The following is an 18,409-nucleotide window of genomic DNA, read 5'->3' as shown; positions in this document are numbered from 1 at the left end:
GTGGTGTGCCGCTTCGTCCGGTTTCGTCTGATCAAGCCAGCGCTTTTTCGACGATCTCGCGTACGTCGCGCGATTTGGCCTCAGCGGCGACGCGCTCGAGCGCCGTGCGCATCGCGTCACGCAGCGCGGGCGTGAAGCGGCGCCACAGTTCGAGATTGCGGGCGAGGCGCGCCGCGACCTGCGGATTGAGCGCGTCGAGCGCGATCACCTGGTCGGCCCAGAATGCGTAGCCCGAGCCGTCGGCGGCATGGAACTGCGCGGGGTTCGCTGCGCAGAAGCTGAAGATCAGCGAGCGTGCGCGGTTCGGATTCTTGATGTTGAACGCCGGGTGGCCCATGAGCGCGCGCACCGTCTCGATGGTCGGGCGTTGCGCCGTGCCCCGTTGCGTGGCTTGCAGCGCGAACCACTTGTCGATCACGAGCGGTTCCTTCTCGAAGCGTACGTAGAAGTCTTCGAGCGCGCGGCGAGCGACGTCGCCGCCCGTGGCCGCCTGCACGTTCAACAGCGCCGAGAGCGCCGCCGAACGGTCGGTCATGTTGTTCGCGGCGTCGTATTGCGCCGTGGCGAGCCGCACCGCTTGCGCGGAGTCGTCGAGGTCCGAGAGATACGAGAGCGCGAGGTTCTTCAAGCCGCGGTGCCCAGCCGCCTCGGGCGTCGGCTCGTACGCGCCCGGCGTGATATTGCGCTCATAGGCGGCGAGCCATTCACCTTGCAGCGCCGTTGCCAGTTGCTTGCGCACGAACTGGCGCGCGGCATGCACGGCGGCCGGATCGGATTCGGTCATCTGCTCGGCGAGATACGTTTCCGAGGGCAGCATGAGCGCCAGCTCGCGGAACGACGGCGAGAGCGATTCGTCGGTCAGCACGCGGCGGAACGCATCGACGAGCGCGTCGTTGATTTCGAGCGGCTGGCCCGCGGCGGCGCGTCCGGCGAGCGCGAGCAGTTCCCGCGTGGCGAGGCGCTGGCCCGCTTCCCAGCGATTGAACGCATCGCTGTCGTGCGCGAGCAGGAACGCGAGTTCGTCGTTGCCGTAGTCGTAGTCGACGATGACCGGCGCCGAGAAGTTGCGCAGCAGCGAGGGCAGGGGCTTGGCCATCACGTCGGCGAACGTGAAGGTCTGCTGCGTGTCGGTCAGCTCCAGCACGCGCGTCGTGCCGTGCGCGGCGGCTTCGCCTTCGAGGCGCAGCGGCAGGTCCGCGCCGTCCGCGCCGATCAGGCCGATTGCAAACGGAATGTGCAGCGGGCCCTTCTGCGTTTCGCGCGCGGCGGGCGAGCCGTTGGCGTAGCCCTGCGTGAGCGTCACGCTGTAGCAGCGCGTGCCTTCGTCGTAGCTCGTGCTCACGCTCACGCGCGGCGTGCCCGCCTGGCTATACCAGCGTTCGAATTGCGCGAGGTCGCGGCCGTTGGCGTCGGCCATCGCGGCGCGGAAGTCGTTGCAGGTCACGGCCTGGCCGTCGTGGCGCTGGAAGTACAGGTCCATGCCCTTGCGGAAGCCGTCGCGTCCGAGCAGCGTCTGATACATCCGCACGACTTCCGCGCCTTTTTCGTAGACGGTCATCGTGTAGAAGTTGTTGATCTCGACGTAGCTCTCGGGGCGCACCGGATGTGCCATCGGGCCTGCGTCTTCGGCGAACTGCATCTGGCGCAGCACGCGCACGTCTTCGATGCGTTTGGTCGCGCGCGCCGCCTCGTTCTCGTCGCCGCCCGACATCGCCGCCGAGAACTCCTGGTCGCGGAACACCGTGAGGCCTTCCTTCAGGCTCAGCTGGAACCAGTCGCGGCAGGTCACGCGGTTGCCGGTCCAGTTGTGGAAGTACTCGTGGCCGACCACGGCCTCGATGTTGGCGAAGTCGACATCGGTGGCCGTTTCCGGATTCGCGAGCACGTACTTCGTATTGAAGATGTTGAGCCCCTTGTTCTCCATCGCGCCCATGTTGAAGTCGCTCACGGCGACGATCATGAAGCGGTCGAGATCGAGTTCGAGGCCAAAGCGCTGTTCGTCCCAGTGGATCGAGTGGATGAGCGAGTCCATCGCGTGGCGCGTCTTGTCGAGATCGTGCGGCTCGACCCAGACCTGCAGCAGCTTTTCCTTGCCCGAGCCGCTCTGGATGCGCTCTTCCAGCGCCACGAGCTTGCCCGCCACGAGCGCGAACAGATAGCTCGGCTTGCGGAACGGGTCTTCCCATTTCGCATAGTGACGGCCATCGGGCAGCTCGCCTTCGGCGATCAGGTTGCCGTTCGAGAGCAGCACCGGGTACGCGGTCTTGTCGGCGCGCAGCGTGACCGTGTAGGTCGCCATCACGTCGGGCCGGTCGAGGAACCAGGTGATGCGGCGAAACCCTTCGGCCTCGCACTGCGTAAAGAAGTTGCCGCTCGACACGTACAGGCCCGAGAGCGTGGTGTTGGCGGCGGGCGCGCACGCGCCGGTGAGCGTGAGCTCGAAGGCCTCGGGCACGTTCTCGATCGTGAGCCCGTGTTCGTGCGCGCGGACATTCGCGTAAGGCTTGCCGTCGATCGCCGCGCCGATGAATTCGAGCTGCTCGCCCATGAGTTCGAGGTGCGAGGTGGGTTGCGCGTCGGGATTGCGACGCACGCGCAACGTGCTCTTGACGATCGTGCGCTCGGGCACGAGGTCGAATTCGAGGTCGACGGTATCGATCAGAAACGCGGGCGGCGCGTAGTCTTCGCGGCGGATCACGGTGGGCGTGGCGGTATCGGACATGGTCTGGATAGGGGCGTGTCGGATCGGGGTGGATCGATCGGTGTGGATCGAATGGGCCGGCCGCGGCGGCGTGTGCGCCCGCCGGGCGCTGCCTGCCGTCGCGGGAGCGCGGCGGATCGCCCCATTGTACAAAGGCTCGGGCCGCTTTGTCCGTCGGGGCCCGGTCGCCGAACTTTCGCGCCGCGCCACGAGTCAGTATGATCAGGCCCTGCCGCGCAGCTGGCTGAACGCAAAACAGGACACGACCGGCGTGGAATGCGCACGGATCGGACACGGAATAAGCGCGGCGCAAAGATCGTATCGGAGAGAGCGGCCCCCACGACTGCACTTTTCCAACTGAAGCAACCCTGCTACGAGAAGACCATGATGCACGACAGATGGACCCGCCGCGCCCTCCTGATGCTGGCGGCGCTCGCCCTCACGCTCTCCGGCTGCACGACCTACGTGACGAGCCAGGTGACCGCCTTCTCCGCATGGGACGGCGGCAGTGACGCCACGCGCACCTTCGCGTTCAAACGCAGCCCCGAGCAGAACCAGAGCATCGAGCAGAGCACCTACGAGCAGTTCGTCGCCAACGGGCTCGCCATGCACGCATTCCGCCTCGTGGCCGAGCCGCAGGCGCGCTATCTCGTGGGCCTCGCCTACGGCAGCCGCACCGACACGGTGACGGTCGCGCAGCCCGTGTTCTACAACCCCTGGCCGGGCCCGTACTGGGGGCCGTGGAACCCGTGGGGCGCATGGGGACCTTATCAGCCCGCCTACGTGAACCAGAGCTATCCCGTGTATTCGCATGCGCTCGCGATTCGCATCACGGAAAAGGCGAGCGGCAAGGAGGTCTATAACGTGCAGGCGCGCACTTCGGGCGACGATCCCTCGCTCGTACGCGTGATGCCCTTTCTCGTGCAGAGCGCGCTGGGGAATTTCCCGCTGGCCAACGGCACGGTCACGGAGGTCAAGATTCCGGTCGGCAAGAATGGCGGCGCGCCGAACGAGACAGCTGCGGCTCCGGCGGGTGCGGGGCAGGGCAGTGCGGCCGCGACGGGGAACGCGCCGGCGAAATAGGCACGCATCGTCGTGCCCGCCCACCAGGCGACGCGTCGGAACTTCTGTCCGGCGCGTTTTTTTATGCCATGCGCGACGGCACGTCAGAACCCCACGCCCAGAATCGCGAGCACGCCGAGTACGACGAACAGCACCGCCGCAACGGCATGCACGAGTTTCGTCGGCAGCTTGTGGGCGAAGCGGTCGCCGAGCAGGATCGCGGGCACATTGGCGATCATCATGCCGAGCGTCGTGCCCGCCACCACGCCGAAGAAGTCGTGAAAGCGCGCGGCGAGCGCCACGGTCGCGATCTGCGTTTTGTCGCCCATTTCCGCTAGAAAGAAGGTCACCACCGTGGCGCCGAACACGCCGAGCTGCGAGCGGTTCACGTTCGCCTCGCCTTCATCGAGCTTGTCCGGTACGAGGATCCAGAGCCCCATGGCGACGAACGAGGCGGCGAGCGCCCAGCGCATGACGCCAGGCGTCACGAACGCGCCGAGCCACGTGCCGAGCGCGCCCGCGCCCGAGTGATTGACGAGCGTCGCGACGAGCACGCCGAGGATGATCGGCAGCGGTCTGCGGTAGCGCGCCGCGAGCACGAGCGAGAGCAACTGCGTCTTGTCGCCGATTTCGGCGAGCGCGACTGCGCCGGCCGAGACCAGGAAGGCTTGGTTCACGTTCTGATGGATCCTCGGGCCGTGTGTCTGCGAGCGACGACCCACGAACCGCCGGGCCCTGTTGCGGCGGACATGGGTCATCGGTCTCGCCAGGCCCGGGACAAAGGCCGCGTCCGCCATGGCCGTACAAGCCAGGTCTGTTGACGGACGCCCCCGCGAATTCGCGCGCGGCAAGCCCCGGATCCGAAGACCGGCGCTGCGGCGCGATGCGAGGCGGCTACTCCCCAATGAAGCGCGGATCATAGTATCGCGCTTTTGCCTGCAACCCCGCGCTGGGCGGGGCTTTCAGCGGCGCGTGCCGGCGCGGCTGTGCACGCGCTTGCCTGCCGCGTAGGTCTCGAACACGGCGCGGTCGTCGCCGAGCAGGGCGAGCGCGAACAGCAATTCTTCCAACGATTCGGCGCGTGCCGTGCGCCGCGCGAGCAGCGGCGTGGCCTGCGCGTCGAGCACGACGAAGTCCGCTTCGCTGCCGGGCGCGAGCGTGCCGATCTTGTCGGCGAGATCGAGCGCCTGCGCCGCGCCCGCTGTCGCCAGCCAGAACATGCGCGTGGCCGTGAGGTGGTGGCCGCCCATGCGCGCGACCTTGTGCGCCTCGTTCATGGTTTGCAGCATGGAGAACGAGGTGCCGCCGCCCACGTCGGTGGCGAGCGTCACCGGCATCGACGATTCGCCGGCCTTGTCGAAGTCGAACAGGCCGCTGCCGAGGAACAGGTTCGAGGTCGGGCAGTGCGCCGCGACCGTGCCCGTATCTGCCATGCGGCGGCGGTCTTCATCGTCGAGCCAGATGCAGTGGCCGTACACGGCCCGCTTGCGCAGGAGTCCGTAGTGATCGTACACGTCGAGGTAGCTGCGATGGCCCGGGAACAGTTCCTTGACCCACTTCACCTCGTCCGGGTTCTCGGCCACGTGGCTCTGGATGAAGATGTCGCCATGCGCCTTCGCGAGCGCGCCGCACGCTTCGAGCTGCGCCTCGGTCGAAGTGGGCGCGAAGCGCGGCGTGAGCGCGTACATCTGGCGCCCGCGGTTGTGCCAGCGCTCGATCAACTCGGCGCTGTCGTCGTAGCCCGTTTGCGGCGTGTCGCGCAGGAACTCGGGGCAATGGCGGTCCATCAGCACCTTGCCCGCGACCATGCGCAGGTTCTTCGCTTCGCTCGCGGTAAAGAGCGCGTCGGCGGACTGCTTGTGCACGGTGCAGTACACGAGCGCCGTGGTCGTGCCGCAGGCGAGCAGCTCGTCGACGAAAAAGCGCGCCGTGTCCTGCGCCACCGCTTCGTTTTCGAAGCCGCGCTCGGTCGGGAACGTGTACGTGTTCAGCCACGGCAGCAGACCCGGCGCGGGCGAGGCGATCATGTCAGTCTGCGGATAGTGGATGTGCGTGTCGATGAAGCCAGGCACGATCAGCTTGTCGCGCAGATTGTGGACCGTCGCGTTTTCATCGACGCGCGACTTGAGCGCGGACCACGCGCCCGAGGCGACCACGTGGCCGTCTTCGACGATCACGACGCCGTCTTCGTCAAAGACAGCGGCGTCGGACGATTGCGCAGGGTCGCCGGTGAACGTCAACAGTTTTGCGCGGTAAGCCGATTGAGTCATGGGAACTTCGTCTCCGATAAATTCAGGTAATCGTCCAATGCATGCCCCGCATCACGCATGCCGCTCCTGAAATTGCGGCGCGCAAGGGCCCACGGTCCGGCGCTCGCGCGCTGGACCGGATTCGTGTGACAGCCCGGGCTGGGGCTTGCTGTGCGGACGAGTCCGCGTTTTTAGTTAGCGCCTGGGTGCAGGCCCTAAGCCGTTGCGCGACTCCAGTTCGCGTCGAGCTTCGCGATCAGCGCGGCGCGCTCTTCGGGCGTCACGAACGAAGCCTCGAAGCCGTTGCGCAGGATCGTGTACACCTCGTCGTCGTCGAGCTCGAGCGCTTCGATGATGGCGCGGTAGTTCTCGTTGACGTAGCCGCCGAAGTAGGCGGGATCGTCGGAATTGACGGTCACTGCGACGCCCTTGTCGAGCAGGGCCTTGAGCGTGTGCTGCGTCATGTCGTCGAACACGCACAGCTTGGTGTTCGAGAGCGGGCACACCGTGAGCGCCACGCGCGTGTCGGCCAGACGCGTGACGAGCGCCGCGTCTTCGATGCTGCGCACGCCGTGATCGACGCGGTCGACCTTGAGCAGGTCGAGCGCTTCGTAAATATAGGAGGGCGGGCCTTCCTCGCCTGCGTGCGCGACGAGCTTCAGCCCCAACGCCCGCGCCTTCTCGAACACGCGCTCGAATTTCGAAGGCGGATGACCGCGCTCCGACGAGTCGAGGCCCACGCCGATCAGGCGCGCATAGCGCTCGAACAGCGGGCGCGCGGCTTCAAAGGTGGCGAGCGCATCGGCTTCGCTCAGGTGGCGCAGGAAGCACAGGATCAGCTTGCTCGTGAGGCCGCGCTTTTCGGCGTCGGCAAGCGCGCGGTCGATGCCCGCGACCACGGTTTCGATCGGCACGCCGCGTTCGGTGTGCGTTTGCGGATCGAAGAAAATTTCGGTGTGCACGACGTTGTCGGCGAGCGCGCGCTCGCAGTACGCCATCGTCATGTCGTAGAAGTCCTGCTCCGAGAGCAGCACGCTCGCGCCCGCGTAGTAGATGTCGAGGAACGACTGCAGGTCGGTGAACGCGTAGGCGGCGCGCAGCGCGTCGATCGAGTCGTAGGCGAGCTTGACATTGTTGCGCTGGGCGAGCGCGAAGATCAGCTCGGGTTCGAGCGAGCCTTCGATATGGATGTGCAGCTCGGCCTTCGGCGCATTGGCGGCCTTTTCGACGAGCGCCTTTGCGTTGGCGGCGGTATTGGCGGTGGTCGTGATCGTCATGTTCGGTTCGATTAGCTTTCGGGTTCTTCAGTGTTTGACATCACGCGGAATGGGTGGCGGGGGCATGCGCCGCGCTCGCCCGCTTCGCCGCTTCGATCGCCTGCAGCAGTTGCGCGGCGGCCGACACGGCGATGACTTCGGGCGACTTGTCGACGATGCCGTCCACGCCGAGCGGGCAGTTCATGCGCGCGATCTGCAGGGGATCGATGCCGCGCGCGGCGAGCCGGTGCTCGAACTGCTTGCGCTTCGTGTGCGAGCCGATCATGCCGAAGAACACGAAGTCGCCGCGGCGCAGGATGCGCTCGGCGAGATCGAGGTCGCGCGAATGATCGTGCGTCATCACGATGAAGCTCGTGCCGGGCGGGGCCGTGTCGACGGCTTCGTCGGGCGCGTCGTTGGCGTCGATCGCCACGTTGGGCGCGTTCAGCAGCGCGAACGCCTCGGGCGTCGGAAACGCGGCGTCGCGCTCGTCGACCCACAGCACGCGGCAGGGCAGCGTGCTGAGCACGCGCACGAGCGCTGCGCCCACGTGGCCCGCGCCGAACAGCACGACGGGAAAGTCGTTCGGCGCGATGGTTTCGGTGAGGAGCAGTGCGCCGCCCGTTTCCCACAGCAGGCAGTCGGGCGCTTCCACGCCCGGCTCCGGCTCGGAAAGCATGGCCGGATCGGCTGCGGTGCCTTCACCTTCCGGGCTCCCGTTCCGCGAGGAGCGAAATGATACGCTACGCACGGTCGACGCGCCTGCCGCGAGGCGGCGCGCGAGCGTGGCGAGCCAGCCGAGGTCGGCCACGTCGAGGCGCTCGAACGCGAGCACCACGGCGCCGCCGCAGCACTGGCCGAGGCTCGGCCCGAGCGCGAGGCGCTCGAGGCGCCGCGCGTGCGGCGTGCGCATGCCGTCGCGCAGCACCTGACGCGCGATTTCGATGGCCTTCCATTCGAGGTGGCCGCCGCCGATGGTGTGGCGGGCCGCTTCGCGCGTGACGATCATCTTCGTGCCGGCCTCGCGCGGCGCCGATCCCTCGACGCGCGCAACGGTGACCAGCACGGCGGCGTCGCCGTGCGCGAGCAGTTGCTGCAGATCGGAAAGCCAGGTTTGCATCTGGCGCTTCTCCCTACGGGGCGGCACGTTCTCGCCTGTGCCGCCGGTTAATCTTCGTGGCTTCGCGCGGGCTGCGCTTCGCGGTTGGAGTGTGCGAGGCGCCGGCAGGTTCGCGCGCGGTCAGTCCATTTTGCGGTGGTTTTCCCGCAGCGCGTCCAGCGCATCGAGAATTGCTTCAGGCGTCGCGGGCGCGCGCAGCGGCGCGGCCTCGCGCGCCTCGGGCACTGCCGCGCCCACGGCGTCGCGAATCGCGAGAAATACCGAGAACGGCAACAGCAGCGGCGGCTCGCCCACGGCCTTCGAGCGGAACACGGTCGGTTCGACATTGCAGTTGCCGCCGCTGCGATAGAGCTTCACGTCGAACGCCTCTGGCGTGTCGCTCACGGCCGGAATCTTGTAAGTGGACGGGGCATGCGTCATGAGCCGTCCGTCGCGGTTCCACCAAAGCTCCTCGGTGGTGAGCCAGCCCATGCCCTGAATGAAGCCGCCTTCCACCTGGCCGAGATCGATGGCCGGATTGATCGACTGGCCCGCGTCGTGCAGCACATCGGCGCGCACGAGCTTCCATTCGCCCGTGAGCGTGTCGACGACCACTTCGGACACCGCCGCGCCATAGGCGAAGTAGTAGAACGGATGGCCGGTGAGCGTGCGCGCGTCCCAATGCACTTTGGGCGTGGCATAGAAGCCATCGGACCACAGTTGCACACGCTTCATGTATGCGAGTTCGACGCATTCGCCAAAGGCGATCGCCTTGCCGTTCGCTCGCACCAGGCCATCGTCGAACGCGACGTCTTCGGCTGCGCCGCCGTATTGTGCCGCCGCGAACGCGGCGAGGCGCGCGCGGATCGTGAGCGCGGCATCCTCGGCGGCCTTGCCGTTGAGGTCGCTGCCCGTCGAGGCCGCCGTCGCCGACGTATTGGCGACCTTCGAGGTATCGGCGGCGCTCACGCGCACGCGTGCGAGCGGCAAGCCGAGCGTGCCCGCCACGACCTGTGCGACCTTGGTGTTGAGCCCCTGGCCCATTTCGGTGCCGCCGTGGTTCACGAGCACCGAGCCGTCGCGATACACATGCACGAGCGCGCCCGCCTGGTTCAGATGCGGCACGTTGAACGAGATGCCGAACTTGACCGGCGTGAGCGCCAGGCCGCGCTTGAGCACGGGGCTCGTGCGGTTGTACGCGGCGATGGCCGCGCGGCGCTCGTGATAGCGGCTCGACGCGAGCAGTTCGTCGGTGAGCGGCGCGAGCACGTTGTCCTCCACGCGCTGGCCGTACGGCGTGACGTCGCGCTCGCCGTTGCCGTAATAGTTCGCGCGCCGCACATCGAGCGGATCGCGGCCCAGCGCCCGGGCGATCTCGTCGAGCATCACCTCCATCACGAGCGCGCCTTGCGGGCCGCCGAAGCCGCGAAACGCGGTATTCGACTGCGTGTTCGTCTTGCAGCAGAGCGCGACGATTTCGACGTCCGGCAGAAAGTAGGCGTTGTCGAAGTGACAGACCGCGCGCGTGGCGACCGCGCCCGAAAGATCGGCGGAATAGCCCGCGCGCAGCGCGATCTCCACGCGCGCGCCGAGCAGCCTGCCTGCGTCGTCGTAGCCCGCTTCGTATGTGTAGAGCGCATCGTGGCGCTTGCCGGTGATCATGAAGTCGTCGTCGCGATCCGCGCGCAGCTTCACGGGGCGCTGCAGCTTGTGTGCCGCGAGCGCCGCGACGCACGCGAACAGCGCCGACTGCGATTCCTTGCCGCCGAAGCCGCCGCCCATGCGCCGGCATTCGCAGGCGACGCGATGCGCGGGCCAGCCGAGCAGATGCGCGACGACCTGCTGCATTTCGCTCGGGTGCTGCGTCGAGCTGTAGACGAGCATGCCGGTCTGCTCTTGCGGGAGCGCGTAGGCCACCTGGCCTTCGAGATAGAACTGCTCCTGGCCGCCCACGGCAAACGTGCCCGCGAGGCGATGCGGCGCAGCGGCGAGCGCCGCATCGGGCGCGCCGCGCACGAGACGCAGCGGCGGCAGCACGTAGTGCTGGCGCGTGCGCGCCTCTTCGATGCTGAGCACGGGCTCGAGCGGCGCGTAGCGCACGACGTCTTCGCTCGCGGCGAGCGCCGCGGCGCGGCGCGCGAGTTCGTGGCTCGTGGCGATCACCGCGAACACGGGCTGCCCGAGATATTGCACGACGTCGCTCGCGAGCACCGGATCGTCGTGCACGACCGGGCCGCAGTCGTTCTCGCCGGGGATGTCGGCGGCCGTCAGCACCGCAAGCACGCCCGGCGACGAGCGCACGCGTTCGAGATCCAGCGCGGCGATGCGCGCGTGCGCATGGCGCGCAAGGCCGAGCGCCGCGTGCACGGTGCCGTGCAGTTCGGGGATGTCATCGGTGTAGCGCGCCTCGCCGCTCACGTGTGCATCGGCGGATTCGTGCGGCAGCGGCGCGCCGAGCGCGCGCTCGTGGGCGTGTTCATCGCCTTTCCGCGGGCGCATGACGAGCGCTTCGGCCTGATCGTTCATGGCGTGACTCCGGCGGCAGCGTCGACGAGGCCGTCGTCGTCGCTTTCGGTGAAAGCGAACGCGTTGACGTCGCACAGCGCGAGCGGAGCCTCGTCGCGCGTTTCGAGCCAGCAGCGCCACAGCAGATTGCGCGCGACCTTCAGGCGGTACGCGCCGCTCGCGCGCATGTCCGTGAGCGGCTGATAGTCGGTGGCGAGCGCATCCATCGCGCGCTGGGCGCTGGCTTCGTCCCAGCGTGCGCCGGTGAGCGCGGCTTCGGCGTGCGTGGCGCGCTGCGGGATCGCGGCCATGCCGCCGTAGGCGATCCGCGCGCTCGCGAGTGTGCCGTCCTCGCGCACGTCGAGTGCAAATGCGGCGCATACCGCCGAGATATCCTGGTCGTAGCGTTTCGAGACCTTGTAGGTGCGAAAGCGCAGTGTCGGCGCGGGCCGGGGCACGCGGACCGCTTCGACGAATTCGCCGGCTTCGAGCGCGTTCTGCTGGTAGCCCGTGTAGAAGGCCGCGAGCGGCAGCGTGCGCACGCGCGCCGCGCGGCGCAGCACGAGCGTGGCGTCGAGCGCGAGCAGCGCGGGCATCGAGTCGCCGATCGGCGAGCCGTTCGCGACGTTGCCGCCGAGCGTCCCCGCGTTGCGGATGGGCAGCGAGGCGAAGCGCGCCCACAGTTCCGCGAGTTCGGGGTAATCGATGGCGAGCGCGGCGTAGGCCTCTTCGAGCGAAACGGCCGCGCCGATCGTGAGCGTCTGGGCGTCGCGCGAAACGCTCGTCAGTTCCGCGACGTTGCCGGTGTAGATGAGGTCGCCAAGGTCGCGGAACTGCTTCGTGACCCACAGGCCGATATCGGTGCTGCCCGCGAGCACGCGCGCGTCAGGATGCGCGGCACGCAGCGCCGCGAAGTCGGCGAGCGTGCGCGGCGCGTAGAACGTGCTTGCGCCGTGCACGGCGCCTCGCACGTCGGGGCCGCGATATTCGAAGGTGCCGGTGCGCCGCAGCGCGCGCAGCTGCGCCTCGACGCGAGCGCGATCGAGCGCCACGCGTGCATGGCAGGTTTCGTCGAACATGCGCAGCGCCGCTTCGATGATCGGACGGTAGCCGGTGCAGCGGCACAGGTTGCCCGAGAGCGCCTCGTTGATCTCCTCGCGGGTCGGCAGGCCCGCGCCGGCAGGCTGGTTCTCGTACAGCGCCCACAAGGACATGACGAAGCCCGGTGTGCAGAAGCCGCACTGCGAGCCGTGGCAATCGACCATCGCCTGCTGGACCGGGTGCAGTGCGCCGTCCGGCTGGCGCAGGTCTTCGACGGTGTAGAGCGCGCGGCCGTCGAGGGTCGGCAGGAACTGGATACAGGCGTTGACGGCCTTGAGCGCGAGACGGCCTGCGCTGTCGAGTTCGCCCACAACCACGGTGCACGCGCCGCAGTCGCCTTCCGCGCAGCCTTCCTTGGTGCCGCAGGCATGCAGATCCTCGCGCAGATGCTGAAGCACCGTGCGCGTGGGAGGCAGGTCGCGCACTTCGTGCACGGCGCCTCGGTGGAGGAAGCGGATGGTTTGCGTTGTCATGGTGAACCCGGGGACATTGCGGATCAGGCGCGCGTTACGAGAGGGGCGCGCCAACACCGGCCTCGCGCACGTAGATCGCCATCCAGTTCCGAAGATAGCACCGCTTGCCGCAGGAAAGTATTTCCCCCGCAAGATGGGGGTTATGTGAGTTGGGTCATGACGCCGTCACAGCGTGTATGGCCGTGCAAGGCCACCGCGTGCGGCGAGCGCGCCGGAAGGGCGGGGGAAGGTGCGGAAGTCGTGCGCGATTCGAGCCTGCCGTGCGAGCCTGACGCGCAAATCGCGCTGTCGGGGCGCGCCGCCCGATGGCCGGGCGGCGGATGAGGCGGGTGAGCCGGAACGGCCAGTGGAGCTCGACCAGGCGCGGCGCGCCTGCGCCGTGCGCTCTAGCCGGTCAGCGGCGGATGCCGGGCCACGACACCTGGCGGCGCCGGTTGCGCCACAGGCTCAGGATCACGGCCAGGAACACGATGATGAAGGCGAGCAGCGACCACACCGGCATGGTCAGGCCGAGCGTCGGCGGATAGGTGGTTTCGCAAAGACCCTGGACCTTGAACACGCCGGGCAGCCAGTGCGCGAACGGCAGGCCATCGACGATGGGCTGCAGCGTGTCGAAACCGCAGCTGTAGTTGGGGAACGCCTGCACCCAGACGAGCTTCGCGGACGCAATCGCACCGCCCACCGCCGAAAGCACCACGAGCGCTTCGAGCACGCGCACGCCGCGCCAGCTCGTCATACGCGCGCCGAGAAAGGCGAAGACCGCAATCAGGATCAGGAAATAGCGCCCCAGGATACACAGCGGGCACGGGTCCTGATGTTCGACATACTGGAAGTACAGGGCGCCGCCCAGCAGCGCGAGGCAGATCAGGCCAAGGAGGACCAGCAGGCCGCGCTCGCGGCGCAACAGCGCGTTATCGTCGTTCATGAGGCTCGTTCGTTCGGGTTATCTGGCGCAGCGCACAGGCGGCTGCGACGGCGTGACGGGATTCTAGCGCGAAGGGTGCGCGCGGCGCGGACGTGTCCTCGCCCGCGCGCAGGGCGTGCTCGAGTGACTCCCGCTCAAATCAGCGCAGCGGCGCGAGCACCGCTTCGACGCCGCGGCCGATGGCGAGCAGCGCGTCATCGTTGTCAGGTGCGCCCGCGAGCATCATCCCGACGGGCGCCGCGCCGTAGTGGTGGCATGGCAGCGAGAGCGCGCAGGCGTCGAGGAAGTTGAACGCGCTCGGGTTGCGCAGCACGAGCGCGTTGGTGCGCGCGAAGACATCGTCGTCGGCGGCAAGCGGGGCGACGGGAGGCGGCGCGATGGGGACGGTCGGCGCGATCACAGCGTCGAAGCGCGACCAGAGGGTCGCCTGGGCCTCGGCCATGACCGCTGCGCGCGCGGCGATCAGATCCAGATAGTCGGCGGCCGTGGCGTGCTCGCCCTTCAGGATGCGCACCAGCACGCGCGGGTCGTACTGGTCCCGATGCTTCGCTATCAGCTCGCGATGCCACGCATACGCCTCCATCGGCGAGAAGCCGATGCGGTTGATTCCCGCGAAGCGCTCGAAGGCGCCAAAGCGGACTTCGCTCACGATCGCGCCGGCCGCATCCAGATGCTTGAGCGCCGTATCGATCGTTTCCGCGACTTCGGGGTCCACGTCGTCGGTCACGTAGTTGGTCAGCACGCCGAGGCGCACGCCTTCGAGGTGGCGAGCGGCCGGCACGTGCGGCGCGAGCCCGGCGAGCACGCGGTCCGTGAGCGCGCAGCACGCCACCGTGTTGCCGATCGGGCCGAACGAGTCGAGCGTGGGGGAGAGCGGTACGCCGCCCGTTTTCGGAATCCGCCCGGCGGTGGGCTTGAAGCCCGTGAGGCCGCAGAACGCGGCGGGGATGCGGATGGAGCCGCCGGTGTCGGTGCCGAGCGCGACGGCGGCCATGCCGTCCGCGACCGAGGCCGCCGCGCCCGAGGACGAGCCGCCCGCCACGCGCGCGTCGCCTGCCACGCCGCGGCGCCAGGGCGAGAGCGGCGTGCCGTAGTGCGGATTCAGGCCGAGCCCCGAGAACGCGAACTCGCTCATGTTGGTCCGGCCGACCAGCACCGCGCCCGCATGGCGCAGCCGCGCGACGGCGGTGGCGTCCTCTTTGGCGGGCGCGGCGTTCGCGAGCGCCGTGGAACCCGCGCGCGTGACTTCGCCCGCCACGTCGAACAGATCCTTCACCGAGACGGGAATGCCCGCGAGCGGCGAAAGCACCGTGCCGGCCGCGCGCAGGCGGTCGTGCGCGTCGGCGGCGGCGCGCACGCGCGCGGCATCGACGTGCGTGAACACGGTCGCGCCCTGGCCGGCCGGGTCGGCGATGCGTTCGAGCGCGGCTTCGGCGAGCGCACGGCTCGTCGTGCGGCCCGCGGCGAGATCGGCCGCGAGCTGGGCGAGGGGAGGGAACGGGGTAAAAGCGGTGGTCATGGCGGCGGAAGACTCGGTCAATGCGCGGCGGCGCGCTGCGCGAAGTTCAGCGGAGCAGGCGGGCGGGCCGCCGGCGAAGGGCGCCGAGGGCGGGCGGCGCCTGCAAGGGTCGCATCATTGTAGGTCGGCTTTTTTCCTTGCGTGCGATTTGGCTCACGCCGCGCATCGGGTAACATGCCCAGAATCGATAGCTATTTGTAAGGAAAGATCTTCATGCACCACGGAATCGGCTTCATTCAGGATCTGGCAGTCGTGATGGCGCTCGCAGGCGTCGTCACCGTGCTGTTTCATCGCCTGAAGCAGCCGGTCGTGCTCGGCTATATCGCGGCGGGCGTGATCATCGGGCCGTACACGCCGCCGTTCCAGCTCATTCACGACGAGCAGACCATTCAGACGCTCGGCGAACTCGGCGTGGTGTTCCTGATGTTCTCGCTCGGCCTCGAATTCAGCCTGCGCAAGCTTTTCCAGGTGGGCGCAACCGCCATCGTCGCGGCGCTCTCGGAAATCGTGCTGATGCTGTGGCTCGGCTACGAGATCGGCCGCGCGTTCGGCTGGGCCACGATGGATGCGCTGTTCCTCGGCGCGATTCTCGCCATCTCTTCGACCACCATCATCGTCAAGGCGCTCTCCGATCTCGGCGTGAAGCGCGAGCCGTTCGCGCAGCTCGTGTTCGGCATCCTGATCGTCGAGGACATTCTCGGCATTGCCATGCTCGTGCTGCTGGGCGGCATTGCGCAGACGGGCGAGCTCTCGCCGGGCATCGCGCTCATCACGCTCGGCAAGCTGCTGCTCTTCATGCTGGTCTCGCTACTCGCGGGCATCCTGATCGTGCCGCGCGTGCTCGGCTATATCGCGCGCGTGGGCAACGACGAGATGCTGCTCGTCTCGGTGCTGGGCTTTTGCTTCGGCTTTTGCCTGCTGGTCGTTAAGCTCGACTATTCGATCGCGCTCGGCGCGTTCCTGATCGGCGCGGTGATGGCCGAGTCGCGCCATCTGCATCGCATCGAGCATCTCGTCGCGCCGCTGCGCGACGCGTTTTCCGCCATCTTCTTCGTGACGATCGGGCTCATGCTCAACCCGCTCGTGCTGGTCGATTACGCCTGGCCGATCGCCGTGATCTCGCTTGCCGTGGTGCTCGGCAAGCTCGTGTCGTGCGGCCTCGGCACCTTTCTCGCGGGCCGCGACGGGCGCACCGCCATGCGCGTGGGCATGACCGTCTCGCAGATCGGCGAGTTTTCGTTCATCATCGCCTCGCTCGGTCTCACGCTGAAGGTGACGAGCGGGTTTCTCTATCCGATCGCGGTGACCGTCTCGGCCATCACGACGCTCACCACGCCTTATCTCATCCGCATCGCCGATCCACTCTCGCAGCGCCTCGCGCGCGCCATGCCGCCCGCCGTCTCGAACGTGTTCGGCATGTACGGCCAATGGCTGCGCTGCCTCGTGCCGCGCTCGGACGGGCCCACGATCTTTTCGCTCACGAAGCGCATCGTCGTGCAGATTGCCGTGAATCTCGCACTCGTCTCGGCGATCTTCATCGGCGTTTCGTATGGCGCGCGCTACGCCTCGCCGTTGCTTGCGCACTGGATCGGCGACGAGCGCATTCAGCGCGTCGTCCTGTGGAGCGCCGCGCTCGTGCTCGCGATGCCGTTTCTCGTGGCGGTGTGGCGCAAGACGCAGTCGCTCGCGCTGTTGCTCGCCGAAGTGAGCGTGCAGCCGGAGAAGGCCGGGCGCTTTACGCGCGCGATCCGCCATGTGATTGCGGAACTGGTGCCGGTGGTCTCGATGTTCGGCGTGTTCCTGCTCGTGGCGGCGCTCTCGGGGACCATCCTGCCGCCCACGGGCTTCCTCGTCGGCGTACTGATGTGCGCGGCGGCGCTCACCATGCTGCTGTGGCGCTGGTGCGTGAAGATCCACGCGTCGATGCAGATTGCGTTGCGCGAGACCTTCGACGAGCGGCCGGATGCCTGACCTGAACGTGTTCGAGGCACCGCTGTGACGGGATGTGAGCAATTGTGTGCGGGGGTGGCGGCGGCGTGCCGTGCGACGGATAATCAAAGCCTGTTCATTCGTTCGCGCGCCGCGCGCCTGACCCCACGTCATGAGCGATAACAAATCAGACCAACCCGAGGTCCCTGACGGCGCAAGCCGTCCTGCCGATGCCGGTCCTGCCGGCGCCCCCGCGGCCTCGTCCTCTCCTCCCGGTTCTCCCGGCGCTTCTGCTGGTTCTCCCTCTGCCTCGCCCTCCGCTTCGCCCTCTGGGGAAGCCGCGCAACGTGCCTCGACCGATGCGCCCGAAAGCGCTTCGACCGTCACGCCCAGCGCCGGAGGGGCGGCAGCGGCTTCCACGCCCGGTGAATTGCCGAAGCAGCCGCCGACGGGGACCACGCCGAGTATTCCGATCAGCGAAACCGCCGAGGCCGGCACGGCCGCGCCCGCGCCGGCCCCGCATACCGAACCGGCCAGCACTGGCGAGGCGGCCGCGTCTGCTGCGCCGCAACGTCCCGGTGCGGCGCCGGCCGGCTTCGGCCAGGCGCCCGACTTCACGGCGCATCACCCGCCGCCGCCCGGCGCCATTCCGCCGGAACCGCCGCGCTATCTGCGCCCGAGCGATTCGGCCTGGGCCGTGTTCGGCCGCATCGTCGCGGCGCGTGCGCGGCAGCTGTTCGACCGCGCCGGTCAGCGCATCACGCAGCGCACGCTGCGCATCGGCGTCTCGGCGCGGATCTTCCACCCGGAGCCGGGCGCACACGGGCTGCGCGGCAAGACGCTGCAATACCTGGAGGAATCGATCGCGCACTGGGTGATGTCCCGGGACGTCATCGTGTTCATGATCCCGACGGTCGGGCACCAGGGGATGCTGCATCCGAGCAATATCCGCCTGCGCGATTACGCGAAGCATCTCGACGGCCTGCTGCTCCAGGGCGGCGCCGATGTCTCGCCGCAGACGTATGCGGAAATCTCGCCGCGCCCCGAATGGCCGGGCGACCGCGTGCGCGACATGTACGAACTCGAACTGCTGCATGAGTTCGTCGAATCGGGCAAGCCGGTGCTGGGCGTGTGCCGCGGCTGCCAGCTCATCAACGTGGCGTTCGGCGGCACGCTCTATCAGGACATCGCGAGCGACGTGCCGACGGCCGGGGTGCACGTGAGCGAGCATTACGACCAGCATCGCCACGCGGTCACGTTCCCGGAGGGCTCGACGTTCGCGACCCTGTTCCCCGGGCGACGCGAGGCGATCGTCAACTCGATTCACCATCAGGCCGTGAGGAATCTCGGACGCGACCTGACCGTCGAGGCCGTGTCGGCCGGCGACGGGCTCATCGAGGCGGTGCGTTACCGGCGCTCGCCGTTCGTCGTGGGCGTGCAGTGGCACCCCGAGTTCCATCGCGCGGGCGGTCCCGAACTGCTCGACTGCACGCCGCTGCTCGACACCTTCTTGCGAGCCGCGCGCGAAACCCGCTTCTGATTGCCAACCACCGGCGATCACGGCGAATCACAGCAACGCCATCCCGGCCG

12 protein-coding genes and 1 riboswitch are annotated in these 18,409 nt (G+C 68.2%); of the genes, 3 read left to right on the top strand and 9 right to left on the bottom strand.

The window, feature by feature from the left end; all coding sequences use genetic code 11:
- Positions 1-31 precede the first annotated feature (31 nt).
- Positions 32-2,722 carry an aminopeptidase N gene (pepN, locus tag AB4Y40_RS05280; RefSeq protein WP_368686700.1) on the bottom strand — a complete coding sequence of 897 codons (2,691 nt, stop codon included), beginning with the start codon at positions 2,720-2,722 and terminating at the stop codon, positions 32-34.
- 363 nt (positions 2,723-3,085) lie between these two features.
- Here pepN and AB4Y40_RS05275 point away from each other — a divergent pair, with 363 nt between their 5' ends.
- Positions 3,086-3,784, top strand: a complete 699-nt coding sequence (locus AB4Y40_RS05275; protein WP_368686699.1) for a DUF4136 domain-containing protein — start codon at positions 3,086-3,088, stop codon at positions 3,782-3,784.
- Positions 3,785-3,867: 83 nt separating this feature from the next.
- Here AB4Y40_RS05275 and AB4Y40_RS05270 read toward each other — a convergent pair whose 3' ends face one another.
- The 8 genes from AB4Y40_RS05270 to AB4Y40_RS05235 all read right to left on the bottom strand — a co-directional run bounded on the left by AB4Y40_RS05270 (position 3,868) and on the right by AB4Y40_RS05235 (position 14,890).
- Complete coding sequence (locus AB4Y40_RS05270) at positions 3,868-4,440, bottom strand: TMEM165/GDT1 family protein (protein WP_368686698.1); 573 nt, start codon at positions 4,438-4,440, stop codon at positions 3,868-3,870.
- A gap of 54 nt (positions 4,441-4,494) precedes the next feature.
- Positions 4,495-4,688: riboswitch (yybP-ykoY riboswitch) on the bottom strand.
- 37 nt (positions 4,689-4,725) lie between these two features.
- Positions 4,726-6,033 (bottom strand): guanine deaminase, encoded by a 1,308-nt coding sequence (gene guaD / locus AB4Y40_RS05265; protein WP_368686697.1) that lies wholly within the window; start codon positions 6,031-6,033, stop codon positions 4,726-4,728.
- A 194-nt stretch (positions 6,034-6,227) separates the two neighbouring features.
- The gene (locus tag AB4Y40_RS05260; protein WP_368686696.1) at positions 6,228-7,289 is read right to left on the bottom strand and encodes an adenosine deaminase; all 1,062 of its coding nucleotides are present in this window, start codon (positions 7,287-7,289) and stop codon (positions 6,228-6,230) included.
- A 40-nt stretch (positions 7,290-7,329) separates the two neighbouring features.
- Positions 7,330-8,388 (bottom strand): xanthine dehydrogenase accessory protein XdhC, encoded by a 1,059-nt coding sequence (xdhC, locus tag AB4Y40_RS05255; protein ID WP_368686695.1) that lies wholly within the window; start codon positions 8,386-8,388, stop codon positions 7,330-7,332.
- 120 nt (positions 8,389-8,508) lie between these two features.
- Positions 8,509-10,893 (bottom strand): xanthine dehydrogenase molybdopterin binding subunit, encoded by a 2,385-nt coding sequence (gene xdhB, locus AB4Y40_RS05250; RefSeq protein ID WP_368686694.1) that lies wholly within the window; start codon positions 10,891-10,893, stop codon positions 8,509-8,511.
- The gene (gene xdhA, locus AB4Y40_RS05245; RefSeq protein WP_368686693.1) at positions 10,890-12,446 is read right to left on the bottom strand and encodes a xanthine dehydrogenase small subunit; all 1,557 of its coding nucleotides are present in this window, start codon (positions 12,444-12,446) and stop codon (positions 10,890-10,892) included. Before xdhA ends, xdhB begins: the two co-directional genes overlap by 4 nt.
- Positions 12,447-12,840: 394 nt before the next feature.
- A complete protein-coding gene (locus AB4Y40_RS05240) occupies positions 12,841-13,371 on the bottom strand; it encodes a disulfide bond formation protein B (protein WP_342924131.1) in 531 nt (176 codons plus the stop codon).
- Positions 13,372-13,510: 139 nt separating this feature from the next.
- The gene (locus AB4Y40_RS05235) at positions 13,511-14,890 is read right to left on the bottom strand and encodes an amidase (protein ID WP_368686692.1); all 1,380 of its coding nucleotides are present in this window, start codon (positions 14,888-14,890) and stop codon (positions 13,511-13,513) included.
- 213 nt (positions 14,891-15,103) lie between these two features.
- On the opposite strand from AB4Y40_RS05235, the gene AB4Y40_RS05230 reads away from it, so the two are divergent.
- On the top strand, positions 15,104-16,861 hold the full coding sequence (locus AB4Y40_RS05230) for a cation:proton antiporter (RefSeq protein ID WP_368686691.1): 1,758 nt from the start codon (positions 15,104-15,106) through the stop codon (positions 16,859-16,861).
- A 130-nt stretch (positions 16,862-16,991) separates the two neighbouring features.
- Positions 16,992-18,359 (top strand): gamma-glutamyl-gamma-aminobutyrate hydrolase family protein, encoded by a 1,368-nt coding sequence (locus AB4Y40_RS05225; RefSeq protein ID WP_368686690.1) that lies wholly within the window; start codon positions 16,992-16,994, stop codon positions 18,357-18,359.
- Positions 18,360-18,409 lie beyond the last annotated feature (50 nt).

It is taken from the genome of Paraburkholderia sp. EG287B, assembly GCF_040965595.1.
GTDB lineage: Bacteria > Pseudomonadota > Gammaproteobacteria > Burkholderiales > Burkholderiaceae > Paraburkholderia.
Note: the sequence above shows the minus strand (reverse complement) of the source record. Positions and strands in the feature narration are given on the sequence as shown.